General features: G+C 61.0%; 20 protein-coding genes. 4 read left to right on the plus strand and 16 right to left on the minus strand.

Annotated elements, in window-relative coordinates:
• Positions 1–211: 211 nt before the first annotated feature.
• Positions 212–592: a DUF2513 domain-containing protein gene (locus tag PZ897_RS09525; RefSeq protein WP_275751987.1), complete on the plus strand. Its 381-nt coding sequence runs from the start codon at positions 212–214 to the stop codon at positions 590–592.
• 139 nt (positions 593–731) lie between these two features.
• On the opposite strand, the gene rpiB is transcribed toward PZ897_RS09525, so the two are convergent.
• The 8 genes from rpiB to PZ897_RS09565 all read right to left on the minus strand — a co-directional run bounded on the left by rpiB (position 732) and on the right by PZ897_RS09565 (position 7,119).
• The gene (rpiB, locus tag PZ897_RS09530) at positions 732–1,178 is read right to left on the minus strand and encodes a ribose 5-phosphate isomerase B (protein WP_275751989.1); all 447 of its coding nucleotides are present in this window, start codon (positions 1,176–1,178) and stop codon (positions 732–734) included.
• A gap of 21 nt (positions 1,179–1,199) precedes the next feature.
• Entirely contained in the window at positions 1,200–2,474 is a 1,275-nt protein-coding gene (locus PZ897_RS09535; protein WP_275751991.1) for a TRAP transporter large permease, read from the minus strand.
• 8 nt (positions 2,475–2,482) lie between these two features.
• Positions 2,483–2,950 (minus strand): TRAP transporter small permease, encoded by a 468-nt coding sequence (locus tag PZ897_RS09540; protein ID WP_275751993.1) that lies wholly within the window; start codon positions 2,948–2,950, stop codon positions 2,483–2,485.
• A gap of 59 nt (positions 2,951–3,009) precedes the next feature.
• A complete protein-coding gene (locus PZ897_RS09545) occupies positions 3,010–4,002 on the minus strand; it encodes a TRAP transporter substrate-binding protein (protein ID WP_275751995.1) in 993 nt (330 codons plus the stop codon).
• 27 nt (positions 4,003–4,029) lie between these two features.
• A complete protein-coding gene (locus PZ897_RS09550) occupies positions 4,030–4,779 on the minus strand; it encodes a FadR/GntR family transcriptional regulator (protein ID WP_275751997.1) in 750 nt (249 codons plus the stop codon).
• Positions 4,780–5,256: 477 nt separating this feature from the next.
• A complete protein-coding gene (locus tag PZ897_RS09555) occupies positions 5,257–5,757 on the minus strand; it encodes a hypothetical protein (protein ID WP_275751999.1) in 501 nt (166 codons plus the stop codon).
• 102 nt (positions 5,758–5,859) lie between these two features.
• Positions 5,860–6,606 carry a pyridoxine 5'-phosphate synthase gene (locus PZ897_RS09560; RefSeq protein WP_275752001.1) on the minus strand — a complete coding sequence of 249 codons (747 nt, stop codon included), beginning with the start codon at positions 6,604–6,606 and terminating at the stop codon, positions 5,860–5,862.
• Between the two features lie 237 nt (positions 6,607–6,843).
• Positions 6,844–7,119 (minus strand): hypothetical protein, encoded by a 276-nt coding sequence (locus PZ897_RS09565; protein ID WP_275752003.1) that lies wholly within the window; start codon positions 7,117–7,119, stop codon positions 6,844–6,846.
• 263 nt (positions 7,120–7,382) lie between these two features.
• Between PZ897_RS09565 and PZ897_RS09570 the strand changes: the two genes are divergently transcribed.
• Positions 7,383–8,582, plus strand: a complete 1,200-nt coding sequence (locus tag PZ897_RS09570; protein ID WP_275752005.1) for an alkane 1-monooxygenase — start codon at positions 7,383–7,385, stop codon at positions 8,580–8,582.
• Positions 8,583–8,662: 80 nt separating this feature from the next.
• Here PZ897_RS09570 and PZ897_RS09575 read toward each other — a convergent pair whose 3' ends face one another.
• The 5 genes from PZ897_RS09575 to PZ897_RS09595 form a co-directional block, all read right to left on the minus strand.
• Positions 8,663–10,171 (minus strand): globin-coupled sensor protein, encoded by a 1,509-nt coding sequence (locus tag PZ897_RS09575; RefSeq protein ID WP_275752006.1) that lies wholly within the window; start codon positions 10,169–10,171, stop codon positions 8,663–8,665.
• 515 nt (positions 10,172–10,686) lie between these two features.
• A complete protein-coding gene (locus tag PZ897_RS09580) occupies positions 10,687–11,319 on the minus strand; it encodes a LysE family translocator (RefSeq protein WP_275752008.1) in 633 nt (210 codons plus the stop codon).
• A 32-nt stretch (positions 11,320–11,351) separates the two neighbouring features.
• On the minus strand, positions 11,352–12,017 hold the full coding sequence (locus tag PZ897_RS09585) for a DNA-3-methyladenine glycosylase I (RefSeq protein ID WP_275752010.1): 666 nt from the start codon (positions 12,015–12,017) through the stop codon (positions 11,352–11,354).
• A gap of 214 nt (positions 12,018–12,231) precedes the next feature.
• Positions 12,232–12,906 (minus strand): spermidine synthase, encoded by a 675-nt coding sequence (locus PZ897_RS09590; protein ID WP_275752013.1) that lies wholly within the window; start codon positions 12,904–12,906, stop codon positions 12,232–12,234.
• Between the two features lie 222 nt (positions 12,907–13,128).
• Positions 13,129–13,821 carry a helix-turn-helix domain-containing protein gene (locus tag PZ897_RS09595; RefSeq protein WP_275752015.1) on the minus strand — a complete coding sequence of 231 codons (693 nt, stop codon included), beginning with the start codon at positions 13,819–13,821 and terminating at the stop codon, positions 13,129–13,131.
• Positions 13,822–13,996: 175 nt separating this feature from the next.
• Here PZ897_RS09595 and PZ897_RS09600 point away from each other — a divergent pair, with 175 nt between their 5' ends.
• Positions 13,997–14,323 (plus strand): DUF1330 domain-containing protein, encoded by a 327-nt coding sequence (locus tag PZ897_RS09600; protein WP_275752017.1) that lies wholly within the window; start codon positions 13,997–13,999, stop codon positions 14,321–14,323.
• Between the two features lie 187 nt (positions 14,324–14,510).
• Here PZ897_RS09600 and PZ897_RS09605 read toward each other — a convergent pair whose 3' ends face one another.
• A complete protein-coding gene (locus tag PZ897_RS09605) occupies positions 14,511–15,638 on the minus strand; it encodes an ATP-dependent RecD-like DNA helicase (protein WP_275752019.1) in 1,128 nt (375 codons plus the stop codon).
• A 245-nt stretch (positions 15,639–15,883) separates the two neighbouring features.
• Positions 15,884–16,273: an Rrf2 family transcriptional regulator gene (locus PZ897_RS09610; RefSeq protein ID WP_275752021.1), complete on the minus strand. Its 390-nt coding sequence runs from the start codon at positions 16,271–16,273 to the stop codon at positions 15,884–15,886.
• Positions 16,274–16,505: 232 nt separating this feature from the next.
• Between PZ897_RS09610 and PZ897_RS09615 the strand changes: the two genes are divergently transcribed.
• On the plus strand, positions 16,506–16,955 hold the full coding sequence (locus PZ897_RS09615) for a group III truncated hemoglobin (RefSeq protein WP_275752023.1): 450 nt from the start codon (positions 16,506–16,508) through the stop codon (positions 16,953–16,955).
• Between the two features lie 88 nt (positions 16,956–17,043).
• Here the strand turns inward: PZ897_RS09615 and PZ897_RS09620 are convergent, their stop codons facing one another.
• Entirely contained in the window at positions 17,044–17,379 is a 336-nt protein-coding gene (locus PZ897_RS09620; protein WP_275752231.1) for a nitrile hydratase accessory protein, read from the minus strand.
• Positions 17,380–17,414 lie beyond the last annotated feature (35 nt).

Below are 17,414 nucleotides of genomic sequence, written 5' to 3' on the forward strand. Positions count from 1 at the left end.
TCCGGCTCTGTTCGGAGGGCAAGGCGAACGCCGAAGCTACACCACGTCCTGGGACACGATCTTATCACGAGGTTACGCCAACAACGCTAGCCGCGTGGGATCGTAATCCCATTTGGCAGATTGCATCAGTTAGAAGGCTGCTGGCGAGTTCTCTTAGTACTTAAACGGAGCAGCGCTTCTAGGCTTTAAAAGCGCAGACCGGAGGCTCACTATGAAACGAGACATGGATTTGATCCGATTGATCCTGCTGGAGATCGAGGAAAAAGACAGTGGATCGGGGCAAACAATTACGATTGGCGACATTGGTCACCCTTCCGAAGTGGTGACCGAACATCTCTTCATGTTAAAAAACGCCGGCTTTATAGAAGGCATTGACGCTTCCCACATGCAAGGGCGCCATATGTTGGTCCAAAGGTTGACATGGAACGGCCACGAGTTTCTCAACACTGTCCGCGATCCAGAGGTCTGGGCAAAAACCAAAAAAGGTGCAGACAAAGTTGGAGCGTTCAGTATCGAGGTGTTGAGCGAAATAGCAAAAGGCATAATAAGAAAGAAGGTCGCAGACCTATCAGGAATTGAAATAGACCTTTAATTTTAACCTGCTGACGACTTTTTGACGACCACGATGATAGGCGATCTCTCCTACTCGTGCCCCCTTCCCACATCTTCGCATTCATCAAATAAGTCAGGTGGCCATCGCGCTAATAGTGTTCCACGCGATGGCCCGGTTGTCAGCGTTCGCCGTCCATCTTGTGCAGCTTGTCGACCCGGCGGCGGAATTCCTCGCTGGTGGAGAATTCAGCTTCCAGATAGGCCTTGATCAGATCGGAGGCGAGCCAGGAGCCGACGATCTGGGCGCCGATGCACATGACATTGACGTCGTCGTGCTCCACCGCCTGATGGGCTGAATGGACGTCATGGCAGACCGCGGCACGGATGCCCTTGACCTTGTTGGCGGCAATCGAGGCGCCGACTCCGGTGCCGCAGACCATCAAGCCGCGATCTGCGGTGCCATCGCTCAGCGCCCCGGTCACCAGCTTGGCAATATCGGGGAAGTCCACCGGCTGGTCATCAAACGAACCGACATCGATGACCTCGTGACCGAGCGCCTTGATGGTTTCAACGACATGGGCCTTCATCGGAAATCCGGCATGATCAGAACCAACAACAATTCGCATAATTTTATCCTTCCAAAGGGGCTAACGCAGGAAGCTGGGAAGCCAGAGAACAAGATCGGGGGCAAAGGTGATCACGCCGAGGGTGACCACCAGCGGAATGTAGAACGGCGCCAGGGCCTTGAGCAGATCCCGCAACGAGATTTCTGCGATCGAGCAGACCAGGAACAGCGACAGGCCCATCGGCGGGGTCAGCAACCCGATCATCAGGTTGAAGATTGCCACAATGCCCAGATGCACCGGGTCGACACCGGCCAGCACCATCGGCGGCGCGATCACCGGAACCACCAGCAGTGTCGCCGTGGTGGAATCGAGGAACATGCCGGCGATGAAGAAGATCAGATTGGCAATCAGCAACAGCACCAGCGGATCCTTCGACAGTTGCAGGATCATGGCGGCAAAATCCTGCGGCACCTGCTCGACTGCGAGGATCCAGCCAAACAGGGCTGCCGCGGCGACAATGATCAGAATTGCACTGGTGGAACGAACCGTGACCAGCATCGAATGCCACAAATGAGACCAGGTGAGCTCCTTGTAGATCAGCGAACTGATCAGAATGACATAGACGGCGGTGACAGCGGCAGCTTCGGTGGGGGTGAAAATCCCCAGCAGCATCCCGGCAATCATCAGCACCGGAGCCAGGATGGCGGGCAGCGCCGGCAACAAGGACTGCCAGATCTCCTGCCCTGTCGGCCAGCGCTCGGCGCGCGGCATCGCATGGCGCAGCGACAGAACCGCCGCCGTTACCATCAGCAAGGCGACACAGATCAAGGCAGGAACGATGCCTGCCAGCAGCAGCTGGACGATCGAAACGCTGGTCACCGATCCGTAGACAATGAGCGGAATGCTGGGCGGAAAGATCGGTCCGACCACGGCCGAGGCCGCGGTCACCGCCGCCGAGAACGGCGCCGAAAAGCCGCGCTTGCGCATCGCCTCGATCTCGATCTTTCCGAGACCGCCGACATCGGCCAGAGCCGCACCGGACATGCCCGAGAAGATCAGCGACGAGAAGATGTTGACCTGGGCCAGACCGCCGGGCGCACGGCCGACCAGGGTGTCGGCAAAGCGGAAGATCCGGTCGGTCACTCCGGACAGGTTCATCAGATTGCCGACAAAGATGAAGATCGGCACGGCGACCAGCGGAAAACTGTCCAGCGCATAGGTGATGCGCTGGGCCAGAAGGCCGAGCGGAAACCCCTCGATCAGGATGTAGAGGATGCCCGGCAGCAGGATGGCGTAGACCACCGGAAAGCCAAGGATGAAAAGCGCCAGAAAGGCGATGATGATGAGGATGCCCATGACCGGCCCTAAATGCTGACGCTCGTGGCCTTCTGCGGCGGTTTGCGCAGATGGACGAGGTGGACTACGGCCGCTGCGGCGAATCCGAAAAATGTGGAGCCGAGAAAGATCCAGAACGGAATCTTCAGCGTCGGCGTGGCGTTTTTGAGGTTCTTGCCAATGGTGTTGAACACCGCATAGGCAACCAGCCCGGCGATGAATATGGCGCTGAGCGAGATCAACAGATTGAGAACCCGGCGCAGCAGATCCGGCAAAGCGTTGCGCAGGTCTCCCATGACAATGTTCTCGCCGGACTCGACAACCAACGGGTAGCTGACGAAGACGACGCAGATGAGAAGGAAGCGGGTGAACTCCTCGGCGCCGATCATCGGGGTTCCGAAGACCCAGCGCATGATGATCTGGGCAAACGGCAAGAACACCAGCGCCCCGAGCAAGAACACGCTGACATATTCAACAAGGCGTTTGGCAAGTTTCATAAGATCTTCCCCCAAAATGACGGGCGCCCGAAGGCGCCCGCCAGAAGTCGTCAACGGGATTACTTGACCGCTGCGATCTGCTCGATATAGGGGGCGAAATCAGGGAAATCCTTGCGGATCTGATCCAGCACCGGCGCACGGAATGCGTCCATGTCGAGACCTTCGGCTTCGGTAATGACGGTCATGCCGTTCTTCTTCAGCTCATCGACCAGTCCGGCTTCCGACTCCTGCGCCCAGCGCAGCGAATCCGCAGCCTTCTCATCAAGAGCCTTGGTGATCTTGGCGCGGTTGTCGTCGCTCAGACCCTGCCAGACGTCTTCGTTGATGAAAACGGCAAGAACCGAGTGCATGTGGCCGGTCATGGCGACGTGCGACTGGACTTCATAGAGCTTGTTGGCCGAAATCATGGTCAGCGGGTTTTCCTGGCCGACGACCAGACCGGTCATCAAGGCGGTGGGAAGTTCGGCAACTTCCACTGGCGTCGGGGTCGCGCCAAATCCCTTGACCATCGACACCCAAAGGTCGAGAGGCACAGCACGGAACGGCTTGTCCTTCAGATCGGCCGGTGACTTGACCTCGAAATTCGACGAGATGTGCCGCGCGCCGCGATAGATGCGGCCGATGATGCGCACGCCGCCTTCTTCGATCAGCTTTGCGTTGATCTGCTGCAAGGCCGGCGAAGTATTCGGGTCAGTGGCTGCCAGCGCCTGCGCGGCATCGCGGTAGATGAACGGTGCGTTGAACACGGCCACGTCCGGCACGATACGGGCCAGCGAAGCAAAGTCATGATGGCCCATGGAGATGGAGCCAAGACGCACGCCGTCGACCATTTCAGCCACGCCGCCCAACTGGCTTGCAGGGAAGACCTGCACGGTAACGTCGCCGCCGGTGGCTTCATCAATGCCTGCGGCTGCCTCGGTGGCAAACCGGGTCTGAATGTCGCCTTCGGAGCCGACGTGGGCATAGCGCAGCTCTTGCGCAAACGCGGGCGCCGACAGGATGCCGAACGCCAGGATGGTGGACGCTACGCGCCGGGTAATGGAACTATACATACTCAGTCCTCCAATGTTGAATTCATGTTACTTCGCCACGCCACCACCGCTGAATGCGGCGATGATGCTTTTGCGGCGCAGTTCGTCGCCGATCGCGAAATGATCGCGCAACCGGTGATCGGCCGCGTCTCCATCTCCTTCCACGATCGAAAGGAAAACCTGACGATGGGATTCCACCAGATCGTCAATCACCTTGGGTGTGTTGTGGGTCACGCGGCGGCGCTCGACATGGTTCTGCATCAGCAGTTCCGAGATCGCCTTGTAGAGCGTGATCAGAGCCTGACTGTGGCTCGCCTGAACAATGGCGGCATGGAACCGGAAATCCGCCAGACCGCCCTTTTCCGGGTCGGACAGGGTCTGGATAAGCGCCGTCAGGCAGCCGCCGATGCGATCGAGATCGCTGTCGGTCGCCCGTTCGCAGGCCAATCGGATTGCCTGACATTCAATCGCCATGCGCGCCTGCATGATGTCTTCGGAGGCATTCTGCTCCTGGGCAAGACTGAAGGTGAAAAAATTGGCGAGCACCGAAATGTCGGCCTTGCCGACAAAGGCGCCACTGCCATGCCGGATATCGATCAGGCCGAGCATACCCAGAGCCCGCATCGTCTCCCGCAGCAATGGACGCCCGACATTGAGCTGGGTAGCCAGATCGCGCTCGGAGGGAAGCCGATCACCGGTGCGCAATTCGCCGGACAGGATCCGGCTGCGGAAATAGGCGAACACGCGCTCACTTCCGCTCTGGCTATCGGTCTCGTTGGTCGGGATGATTCCGGTCATAAGCTCCACCCATTGGTCTTACCTCTTTAGATATCTTGCGATCAAACGAGTCAAGCCCAGCTCGCAACATACACATATGCTGTCCACAAAATCACAAAAATGGCTTGATAACAGGCGCTTAATTGCGAGTTTGAGCATCATCAGCACAATCGAATTGCTCAGACCAATTCAAACCATTATCGCAAACCTGTTGGCTGCAAGTCAAATTCACGGCTGCGGACAGGTGCGTCCGACCGGCCCGCGCCGAGGGTGGGGCCACAGACAAGCCTGCCTGCAAGGCGCAAGAGAGTTGCTGGCTGCGGGCGTTCTGCCGGGTGCTCTGCGCCGGGTCGATCGATCCGGACCCCGCCTCAGCGCCGCCTGAGCGGTGGTGTGGTCGCGAGCAAGATCAGGCGCGCGCGCTGCCGTAAGGTGCGGGTCTGGTGCGGGCGGGTCTGGGAAGTGCCGGTCCGGCAGCGCTGAGCCGGCTGGCTGCAGCTACGGCTGCAGGTGGCACCGGACATATGGACTGCCGGGGTCGCCGGGCGCGTTGATCAGGCGCAGCGATTGGCTGTTGACCATGTGCACGCCCAGCGTCCGGCTGGTGCTGCGGCCATTCGCCTCGCAGGTGGCCTCGAGCTGCAGGCTGCTGCTGCCTCGGTCGCCGGGCTCGAAGCTGCAGGTCTCGTCCGAGCGTCTGAGTGTGTTCGGCGTGAGCACGGCAAAGCCGTCAAAGCTGGTCTGGTCCATCATTGCACAGGTGTCGGCATCGACGGCCCAGACCCCGACATAGGCAAGCCGGCTTTCGCTGCGGTTATGGCTCAGGGCCTCATTGGTGTCCTCGCGCAACAGGCTTTGCGGCGGCAATATCGCGTTGGCGTCAATCAGCGACCGTCTTGCCGATGACTGGGGTCCGGGTCCGGGTTCAGCCACGCAACCGGCAAGGCTCCACGGCAGCAAAGCGGCCATCACCAGAATTGTTGTTTTCAGCCGACTCATGATGTCCTCAATTAAAGCTGGTGCGCTTTCTGGCCGAGCAACAGGTAAAATTCAAGACGTATCGCAAGCGCCCTTCGCCTCAACAGCGGCGGCGGCCTTGCGTCAGCCCTGGCATGCCTTCACGAAGCGGCGAACCGTTTCGGCCATGCCATATTCCAGCGCATCGGCGGTGAGACCATGGCCGATGGAGACTTCCAGCAATTGGGGAAGGGCGCGGGCAAGGCCCGGCAGATTGTCGACCGTCAGGTCATGACCGGCATTGACGCCAAGACCGAGTTCCGCGGCAAGCTTGCCGGAGATCTCCAGTTGCCTCAACGCCTCGGCAGCGCGCGCCGGATCGTCAAAGGTTGCGCCATAGGGGCCGGTGTAGAACTCCACCCGGTCAGCGCCGGTGGCCTTTGCCGCCTCCAGGCTTGCGCGGCTGGCGTCGGGATCGCAAAACAGCGACACCCGGGCGCCGCTCTTCTTGAGCCGCTGAACCACCGAGCGCAGGACATTGCCCTTGCCCTCAAAGTCCCAACCGTGATCGGAGGTCGCCTGAGCCGGGTCATCGGGAACCAGCGTGACCTGCTCGGGCGCATGGGCCTCGACCAGATCGAGAAACTCCTCGGTCGGATAGCCTTCGATGTTGAACTCGGCCTGGGGGAACTCATCATCGATCAAGGCGCGGATATCGGGAAGGTCGGAGAAGCGGATATGGCGCTGGTCGGGCCGGGGATGGACGGTGAGCCCGTGGGCGCCGTTTTGCAGGGCGATGCGACCCAACGAGGTGACACTCGGCCAGGGCAGATCGCGGCGGTTGCGGAGCATGGCTATGGCGTTGAGATTGACGGAAAGTTGCGCAGGCATGGCGGCCCCCTGAACCAAGACGATCTGAAGAGCCCGAGGCCCGTTCCCTCTCCTAGACCATCAATCTGGAATGTGAAAATGAATTTCGGGAAAGCGTCCATTCCGGTTTTGAATTGATGCTGGCAGAAACCGCATCCAGGCAAGGGGACAATGAGCGACAGCCTCGAATGCGCGCCCTCTTGCCTGCGCGGCGCCAGGCGCCGCACTTGCGTTGGCGACATTCACACCGGGGTCAGCTTACTTGCCGCGCCTCAGATGGGTCGAGTAATCCTTCAAGTCGGCATGGTAATTGTCGATGATCCGGCTCTGACGCTTCTTGCCGATTCTGAGCGCACCCCAGAAAAACGCAATCGCCGCCACGGCAATCAGGCCGAAGATCGGCAGTCCAAGGTCTTTCGGATCCGACGAACCGAAAACCCGGGTGAGCAGAACGTTGAACTCGAAAGCCTGCGCTGGCGCGGCGCTGATCAGCGAAGCCAGCAAGACAGCAATTGCGGACAAGATGCGCATCATGTTCTTCCTCATAAACAATCCACACCCATCCTACCGCGCCAATCCTAAATAGACTGTCACCCTACAGCGCCGCGCATCCAGTTGGCTGCTGAAAGGACGCTGTCTCTTTTTCAATCGATGCTTGTCCGTTATCGTTCCAATGAAGACATTTGAACGTGACATGCATGAGCGAGCGCTGAAAAACCGGAGCCTTATCCCCTGGATAGCAGATCTTGCCTGCGGCAACCTTCGGGCGTATCGTGCTGGCGGGGAGTAGACAGGGCATGATTTTTATCGCCACCACACGCAACGGCGACCGGATCGAATACCGCGACCGGAAACGCTGGCTGTGGATCTTGTCGGTGCTGTCACCTTCCCTGCCCGGCCTGGCGGCTGTGGCCTTCCTGATCAGCGGCAATGCCTGGTGGGTGCTGGCGCCGATTGCATTTTATTACGGCGTCTATGTTGTCGCCGATCATCTGGTCGGCGTCGACCCGAACAATCCGCCCGAAGATGTGGTCGAGGCAATGGCTTCCGACACCTATTACCGGGTCTTGCTGTTTCTCTCGGTTCCGGTTTTCTGGTTCTCGTTTCTGGCCTGCGCCATTGCCGCGGGCCAGCCCGATACCGGTTTCTGGGCCTGGCTCGGCCTGATGCTCGGCGCCGGGGTGAGTTCGGGCACCGCCATCACGGTCGGCCATGAACTGGGCCACAAGACCAGCCGGCTCGACCGGTGGGGCGCGAAATTTGCCAATGCCATATCCGGCTACGGCCATTTCTGCATCGAGCACAACCGCGGCCACCACATTCACGTGGCGACGCCTGAGGACCCGGCCTCGGCCCGGCTCGGGGAAAGCCTGTGGCGGTTTGCGGTGAGGGAGATTCCGGGCACTGCGGTGCGGGGCTGGCGCATGGAACGGGCCCGGCTGGCGCAAAAAGGACTGGGGTTTTGGCATTGGCGCAACGATATCCTGCAGGGCTACGCCATCACTCTGGTTGCCGATGTCGCGTTGATTGTCGCCTTTGGCTGGACCATGGTTCCGTTTCTGCTGCTGCACAATCTGATCGGCTGGTTTCACCTGACCACCGCCAATTACATCGAGCATTACGGCCTCAAACGCGAGCTTCGGCCCGATGGCCGCTACGGTCCCTGCGAGCCGCGCCACTCGTGGAACACCAACCACATCATCACCAATCTGATGCTGTTTCATCTGCAACGCCATTCCGACCACCACGCCAATCCGCTCAGGCCCTACCAGGCGCTGCGCTCGTTTGACGATCTGCCGACGCTGCCGTCCGGCTATCCCGGTACATTCTTGCTGGCAGCGGTGCCGCGGCTGTGGTTCCGGGTCATGGACCCGAAGGTGATGGCCTGGGCGGACGGCGATCTCGACAAGACCAATCTCGATCCGTCTCGGGCAGCGGGCTACCGGGCGCGATGGCCGGCAACCGCCAGCTCGGTTGAGCTGACGGCCGCCCCCTGAGGGGGCAGACCATCGGCCCGGCAACCCACGCAACAGCAAACACCAGAAACAAGGTCCGCCGTCGGCGCTGAAGGGTCGTGTCAGGCCACTCTGTCGAGCCTTGAGTGGGTCATTTCCTGAGTGGTTGTCGCCGACAGGGTGAAGCGCGACGCCAGTTCGGCAAGTGTCTGGTTGAGGCCCAACAGGTTCTGGGTGGCCGCGTTGGTTTCTTCCACCATCGCCGCATTCTGCTGGGTGATCTGATCCATCGACGTGACGGCGGTGTTGATCTCGGCAATGCCGAGCGATTGCTCCTGTGCCGATTGCGAGATCGCGGTGAAATGCTCGCTGATGACGCGCACCTGCCCGCCGATGCTGGACAAGGCCTCACCGGTCTTGTTGACGAGCGAAACCCCGTTGAGGACATCGCTGAATGATGCCTCGATGAGTTCCTTGATCTCCTTGGCGGCGGAGGCGGAGCGCTGCGCCAGTTCGCGCACCTCCTGGGCGACCACGGCAAAGCCCCTGCCCGCCTCACCGGCGCGCGCCGCTTCGACGCCGGCGTTGAGCGCCAGCAAATTGGTCTGGAAAGAAATTTCGTCAATCACCGTGATGATCTGGGTGATCTTCTTGGATGATTCCTCGATCTTGCCCATGGCCGCGATGGCCTGATTGACGGTCTCACCCGACTGCGCAGCCTGTTGTGCGGCCTGATCGACGATCTGGCGGGCGTCGCCGGTGCGTTCGGCGGACTGACGGGAGATGGTGCTGATTTGTTCGACCGCTGCCGCGGTCTGTTCCAGCGAGGCCGCCTGCTGCTCTGTTCGCCGCGCCATGTCGTCGGTGGCGCTGGAGAGTTCACGCGTCTCGCTGCCCGACTGCTTGATCGAAGCAACAATGTCGGTGAAGGCATCATTGAGCTTGGTGACAGTGGTGTTGAAATTGGCCTTGAGCTGGTCGAATTCCGCTGCCAGCGGCTCCGACATGGTCGCGCCGAGATTGCCCTCGGACAGACTGGTGAGCGCCTGCTCCAGAGCCTCTAGCGCCTTGTCCTGATCGGCCTTCAGGCGCGCCTGTTCCCGTTCGACCCTGGCACGCTCCTGGCTCAATTCGTCAAGATAGACCGAGATGGCGTAATCCATGTCAATCAGCGCCGCCTTGATCACGGCGGTCACACCCTGACTGGTCTTGCTGGCCTTGCGGCGTGACCCGAAGCCCCCGAGCTCCTGTTCGATAATGCCGCGAACCAATTCCTCCAGAACGAGCGCATAGCCGCCGATATACCATGACGGTTCCAGCCCGAGCTTGGCGTGGACCTTGCCGATCCGGGTGACGCCGTCGATGTAGGCGTGATCGAATTTGCCGGTGGCGATCATGCCCCAGTGTTCCACCTGCTTTTCCTTGGCGTGGTCGACATGGGCCGCATTGCGAAAATGCCTGGCGGTTTGCGGGGTGGCGGTCACAAACGTATAGAAGCGATCCAGTGCCGGCCCGACCGTGACGTCAATCAGCGGCTTGAGGGCGGCAAGCGCTGCCAGCTGCTGCTTGCTCATATCCGTGAATGCGAGCTTGTCTGCGATGCTTATCTGGTCGGGCTTGTCGGCGGTCATGAAGGGAAATCCTGATCAAGGCAGCAAAAAGGGCACGTCATGGCGCTTTTCAAAACCGGTTTGCCAGGCCCTCATGGCCTTCCCGCAGAGACCTATTGGCATTTAGCTAACGAGGATTAAACGCCTGCTCACGACTTCTTGCTGCTTTCAATCCCGAACCAGCCGACAAGCGGTTGGCTGCCATCATTGTGACGGCCCCGGCGCCATTTTCCACATTTTCGATCAGCAGTTTCCTGCAGCCTGCGTCAGTTTGACGTACCGGAATGGGCCCCGCGATCCGGCTTTGGGCCCGCCGCTTGCTCCTTTTGGCCGGGCCAGGGCGAATCACGTCCGTGGTCCCACCGATCAGTCGCCGATCTTTGGCCAGATCCGTCTTGCTGCCGTTGCCGGAGCCTGCGTATGCGACAGCGCCGGACCCGGTTGCCAGCAGCCGCCTGGCCAGCCCCGCTCTTGCGGGATCGGCGCAGATCCGAGACAGGCCCGATTGGCTGTCCCGAAACAGGCGCCCGGCGGCATCAGGGCGTGAGCGGGTTGCGGCTGTCGCTCAGGATCTTGCCGCCAATGGCGATGAAGCAGACCCCCGCGGCCCGCTCGATCCGGTGCTGAGCATTCCCAAACCGCCTGATCACCGGGGGTGACGACATGAACAGTGTAACCAGCGTGTACCAGCTCGCGGCACTTGCCATCACCAGGCCGATCATTGCCGTCATCACCCAAAGCGGCATCGCATCGCTGACGGCGGTGGCGAACACACTGGTGAACAGCACAATCGCCTTGGGATTGGTCAACGTCACCAGAAAGCCGAAAACCAGCGGATTGCCGGACCGCACCCGGTTCTGATCGCCAAGATCCAGCGGCGCGGGTCTGATCAGCACCAGCCTGATCCCGAGATAGACCAGATACAACCCGCCGCAGATGCGCACCGCCCAGGCAAGCCATTGATACTGGACAAGAATGGCAGACAGCCCGAGCAAGCTCAGCCCTGCGTAAAGACCCAGTCCCGCCGTCACGCCGAGCGTGGTCATGAGACCGGCGCGCGGTCCCCGCGCCATGGAGGACCGCACCACGGCGATGAAATCCGGGCCGGGCAGGATCAAGGCCGGGATGAAGAGAGCGAAGACGCTGATGAAGGCGATGGTCCAGTCCATTGGCTATTCCGTTTCAGTGTTCACCGCCCGCATCACAGGCTCATCGCCAGCACACGGCTGATTTCGGTCAGGGACCGGCCCGACTGGTCCATCCAGACGTTGAAGGCGGCCTGGATATCGGCCAAGGCCTTTTTCGAGGTGGCCGGCTTGTCGATGACGCCCTCGGCAATCAGGCGGGCGGTCACGCTTTCGGAGAGGATGAAGCTGTCCTTGCCCTGGCTGCGCAGGCAATATTGCGCGGTCGTGCCGCCAAGCCGGCTGCCGCGCTTCTTCAACAGATCCAGCAAGCCGACAAAATCGGTCGACGGCCAGCCGGCGATGGCCTTTCCGGCACTGCCGGACTCCGCCGCCAACGCCTGAACAAAGACCGCGTTTTGCTGCACCGAGCGGATCTTGGCGCCGTTGCGGATGATGCGGGTGTCCGACACCAGCCGGTCAAAATCCTCGTCGTTGAGCATGGCGCAATGGCCGATGTCGAAGCCGTCAAATGCAGCCTCGAAGCCGGGCCACATGCTGTCGACCACTTTCCAGCTGAATCCGGCCTGAAACACGCCTCTGGTCATCGCCGCCAGCCAGCGGTCATCGGCGATGGCTGCGAGTTCGGCTGAGGCTTTTGGCGGGGCAAGCATTGCATTCAACACATCGGCGCCACCCTTGCGGGCTGCGGCGATGTCGAAGATGTCGTCAAAAGAACGCATGCCGGCCTCCGCTGCAAATCTGCCACCAAAACGAGATTAATGCATCTAGATTCTTGTTCAATTCTATTCATCTCGACAAGAGCGGCGTTGCCTTGAAGAAAGAAAGGCAGCGTCCTGGGCGATGGCGAGAGAGGCGACCGGTCGAAAGAACCGGTCGCGGCACCGGCCGCACCGACCGCACCGGCAGAACCGGCAGCACCGGACCCTGCCCGGCCTAACCGGGCCGGGTGGCGACCCAGATCATGTGCGTTGCCCCCCGTTTCTTGGCACGGGCGCGGGTCGGCACTTCCGCGACGGCAAAGCCTGCCTGCTTGAGCCGCCGGGTGAAGGCGGGATCGGGCGCCGAGGACCAGACCGAAAACACACCGCCGGATTTGAGCGCCCGATAGGCGCTCGCCAGCCCTTGCGCCGTATAGAGCGCATCGTTGCCGGTGCGGGTCAGCCCCTCCGGACCGTTGTCAACATCAAGCACAATGGCATCCCAGGCCGCGGCCTCGCCGCCGATCAGTGCGCCGACATCGCCCGCGTACAGGCTCGCCCGCCGATCGTCGAGACAGCCGTCAAACACCGGCGCCATCGGTCCGCGCGCCCATTCAACAACTGACGGCACAAGTTCGGCGACGGTGATGCGGGCGTCTTTGCCCAGGGCCTTGAGCGCGGCGCGCAGGGTAAACCCCATGCCCAGACCGCCGATCAGCATGCGGGGCTGGCTGCGCCCCTCAAGCCTCTCCGCCGCCAGCTCGGCCAGCGCCTCCTCCGAGCCGCTCAGACGGCTGTTCATCAGTTCGTTGGAGCCGAGCATGATGGAGAATTCCGCGCCGCGGCGCATCAGCCGCAGTTCGGGGCCATCATCAAGTTTGACGGCATCGAGCCGTTCCCAGGGGATCATCGCACAATCCGTTGCCGTGGTTGCCTTTGTGCGCCCCTATAGCACGCTGCCGCGCCGCCGCCACCGGCGCAGCTCGACCCAGATGACAAAATTCAGCCTCATGCCGGCTGGCAGCAGACGAGATTGAGACGGTGCCTGTTCATCGGATCACGTGCCGACAATGCTGACGATACTGCCGTCCGCCCGGTTTACACCGGTCTTGCGAACGGTGCGTGCGGACTGCTAGCCAACCAGTTTCTTCTGTTTGGCAAAAGGGCTGAGACCAAGCCAGACCTGCATGCTTTGTGCGATGGTCCGCTCACCCAGCAGTTCGATCTTGTCGGCTTCGCTTTCGATGGTGCCCAACCCCATCCATATCGCCGTCATGGTTCGCAAATCCGTTGTCACGTAAAGATTGATGTCAAACCCCGGATCCGACCAGCACAGATCAACCTCACCTCCAGGTTCGATCACCAGCCACCACTGGTTCTTTGGGGCAGGCAAATCCGAATACAGAAACTGAACCACCGTGCGGATCGACGGCAGCGGCGAGGGATCAAGGTTCCGGCGCATGTCCCACATCAACAGGGACGGATCGAGATTTTTCAGGGAGAGCGACGATTCAACCCATTTTTGCCCCCACAGGCCAATGGCTTCGACAACCGGACGAATGTCCTTTCCAGCGTCGGTCAGGCGATATTCAAACACGCCCTTTTCCGCTTTGAGCGGGATGCGCTCGACCACACCGGCGATCTCAAGTTCCTTCAGGCGCGTAGACAGCAGTGCTGGCGACATTTTCGGGACGCCGCGGCGCAGATCATTGAACCGGGTGGTCCCGGCAACGAGTTCGCGCATCAGCACCATGGTCCATCGCGTGCACAACACTTCGGCCGCCATCGCCACGGGGCAGAACTGCTTGTATCCAGCTTGTGTCATCTTGACCTTCCCTTCCGGAGGATTCCAACCGTAGTCCTTTGAATGCATCTGCCTAGTACAGAATCGGAACCGGGCAGTTCAGTTCGGGGACTGGACCGGCAACCGGCCCTTTCGATAGCTCTTGCGGGCCAGCCTCGATGTTCACCATCGAAGCGGCTTCAAAAGGAGAGAAAACATGAGTGTCTACCTGATCGCTGACATCAAGGTTACCAATGACGGCTGGGTTGCCGACTACGCGACCAATGTTCACAACCTGGTCGAAAAGCATGGCGGAAAATATCTCTGCCGCAGCGGCAATATCGAGACGCTGGAAGGAGTGGACAAGGACAGCACATTGATCGCGATCCTGGCGTTTCCCACCCGGGCAGCCCTCGACGGCTTTGCCGCCGACCCGCTCTACGCACCTTATGGTCAGGCGCGGCAAGCCGGCAGCATCAGCAATTTTCATGTCGTCGACGATACCGACATTGCCGGTGCTATTCCGTATCTCAAAGCCGGGTGAATGCAACCATCGGCGCCAACGGGCAACCGCTGGCGCGCCCCTTCACCGGTCGATGGCGGCGGGCAGCGGGTTTCCAGACATTGCGCGGACTGCAACCGACCCGGTCGACGCCATCGACCCAAGCGCCGCTTGGGTCGAAGCGGCGGAAGCCCGTGCGCCAGGCTCCGGTCTAGCTGACAATCACCGGCTACCTGACAATCACCAGCCGCTCGGCGGCGCGGGTGATCGCGGTGTAGAGCCAGCGCTCGCGGCTTTCGCGAAAGGCGTAGCTTTCATCAAACAGGACGACCGAGTTCCACTGTGAGCCTTGCGCCTTGTGCACGGTGAGCGCGTAGCCGTAGTCGAAATCATCATAGCGTTTCTTGGTCTGCCAGGGCACCTCCAGATCAGGATCGTCAAAGGCACTTTTGAGCAGCTTGATCTTGGCGGAGCCGCGATCCATGTCATCGTCCTCCGGGCGAACAAGCAGGTTGATGCCGGGCTTGACGGTCTCTTTTGACGACGTCATCACCTGCCACAGCGAGCCGTTGAGCAGCGCCTTGGCGGGATCGTTCCTCAGACACACCAGCTTGTCGCCCGCCTGCGGAAAGGCCTGGGTAAAGCCCTTGAGTTCGCGCAGACGCTGGTTGTAGCGCCGCCGGGTGCGGTTGGTGCCGACCAGCACCTGATCGGCCTCGAGCACCATGTCGCGATCGACATCGTTCTTGCCGATGATCTGCGCGGCGCCATAATCGCCATGCATGATCGCGCGGCCTTCGCGCACCTGCATGGCCAGATCGATGATCGGGTTGTCGCGGGCCTGGCGGTGGATTTCGGTGAGCAGGATATCGGGCTCGTGTTCGGTGAAATAACCGCCGCCGGAAATCGGCGGCAATTGCCCGGGATCGCCCAGCACCAGGATCGGGGTGCCGAAACTCATCAGATCCTTGCCCAGCGCCTCGTCGACCATCGAGCATTCGTCGATGATGATCAGCGCGGCTTGCGCCAGCGGGCTCTGGCGGTTGATCGAGAACAACGGCGAGACGGTGGTCTTGCCGGTTTCCTCATCGGAGACCTCTTCCTCGCCCTTTGGCCGGTAGATCAGCGAATGAATGGTGCGGGCGTTCTTGGCGCCCCGGGCGCGCAGCACCTGCGCCGCCTTGCCGGTAAAGGCGGCAAACAGCACCTCGCCTTCGACGTGTTCGGCGAAATACTTGGCCAGCGTGGTCTTGCCGGTGCCGGCATAGCCGAACAGCCGGAAGATCGGCGTGCGGCCGTCCTTCAGCCAGCGCGAGACCGCCTTGAGCGCCTCATCCTGTTGCGGTGAAAACTTCATAGGCCTCTCATGGCAGATTCGCCTGCCGCAGGCGACCCGGCAAATGCAGGCGCGTCAGGCGCGAGAAAACCGGCTTGTGCGGAACATCCGGCACAGTGGCGAGAGTTTACTGGTCCGGTTCACACAGATGATCGCCAGAGGCTCGGGTGCAAAGCAACCTGGCCCCACCCTGCCGCACGCTGTGTCTCTTTCAATCAATGCAAGTCCGTTGTCGTTCAAATGCCTGCGTTTGGACGCGACATGCCCTAGATGATCGAGGCCAGATCATGCCTGCCGAGGGTCTGCAAAAAAGCATGCCTGGCCTCGCCCAGCACGCCCTTGAGCCCGCAACGTGGCAGAAACGAACATTGCCCGTTGCCAAAACAGTCGGCGATGTTGAAGTCCGGCTCCATGTGCAGCGCCACCGATTTCAGATTGATGTCGCGCGCCGGCATGGCCAGCCGCAGACCGCCGTTGCGGCCGCGCACGGTTGCGACAAACCCGCCGGCCGTGAGGTTTTGCGCCACCTTCATCAGATGGTGTTTCGACACACTAAACTCACGCGCCAGGTCCTCGACCGATTGCACCTGCTCGGGTGCACGAGCCAGCGCCATCAGGACTCGAAAGGCGTAATCGGTGTGCAGGGTCAGGCGCATGGGAAACCTCTTTTGTCGTCATTGTCATATTGCTTTTTGGGGCGCAGAGGAATAGTGGTAAATCAAATACCAGAAATAAACTCGTGATGACAACAGTTTTGGCCGTGTCGGCCTGCCGGTGATTTGGGTCGCCACACGCTTGGCATCACGGTGAACCCGGACGGCGGGCTGATCCGCGCGTTCATCAACAAGTGGCTTTGGGGAGCGATCACGCGGATGATCGCTGTGAGATATGTCAGACAGACCTGCACCGGTTACCATCAATGCCCGGCCATCGCCGCCACGGGCGCCCATGGTCGAGATCACAGCGGAACAGATTGCTGTTCTGGTCGACCAGTTTTATGGCGCGATCCGCCAGCACCCGCGCCTCGGCCCGCTGTTTGAGGACCGTCTGGCGGGCAAATGGGATCCGCACCTTGACCAGATGAACAGGTTCTGGCGTTCGGTGCTGTTGCATTCGGGCGAGTATTCGGGCCAGCCGGTGGTCAAGCACAATGGCCTGCCGGACCTTGAGGAAGATGATTTCCGGTTGTGGCTGCAGCAGTTCGAGCGCACCACCGCGACGCTGTTTGAGGCGGGCGTCGCTTCAGCCATCCTGACCATCGCCCGGCGCATCGCCCGCAGCCTGTGGCTGGCGCGGTTCGGCACGCCGTTCAACACGGCGCCCGACTGGCTCACCTGAGACGCTCGGGGACCGTTTGCTATCACGCTTCGGAACCGTCGAACGCGGCGCCCTCTTGCGTGTGAACCTAAACTATCCGCCATCTTCCCTATCTGGCGCGCTCCGGGTCGTTCTCGAGGCTGACCGGATGTCCGTGCGGTGTGGCCCGGGCGGCGCGTTGCCAGGAGGACGAGAGCGCGTCAATCAGCTCCGGACCTGCCACACCCTTGGCCACCAGCAGCGCTTCGAGCGCCGCCAGCCAGTGCTGGTAATAATCGCTGCCATCGTCGGCCGCATCAGGACTTGCCACCTCTTTGGAAAGCGCTGCGGCCCATTCGCTCCAGCTGAACAGGCCGCGCTGATGCAGCGCCACGGCGAGCGCGAAGGCCTGCGCCTGCCACGGCTCGGCAAACACCGGTGTGTCGGTTCCGCTGCCCGCGGGCAATCGAAATGGCGTTGCGGCGGCTGCGCCAGAACCCG

Origin of the sequence: Hoeflea sp. YIM 152468, assembly GCF_029210485.1 — a bacterium.
Lineage (GTDB): Bacteria > Pseudomonadota > Alphaproteobacteria > Rhizobiales > Rhizobiaceae > Hoeflea.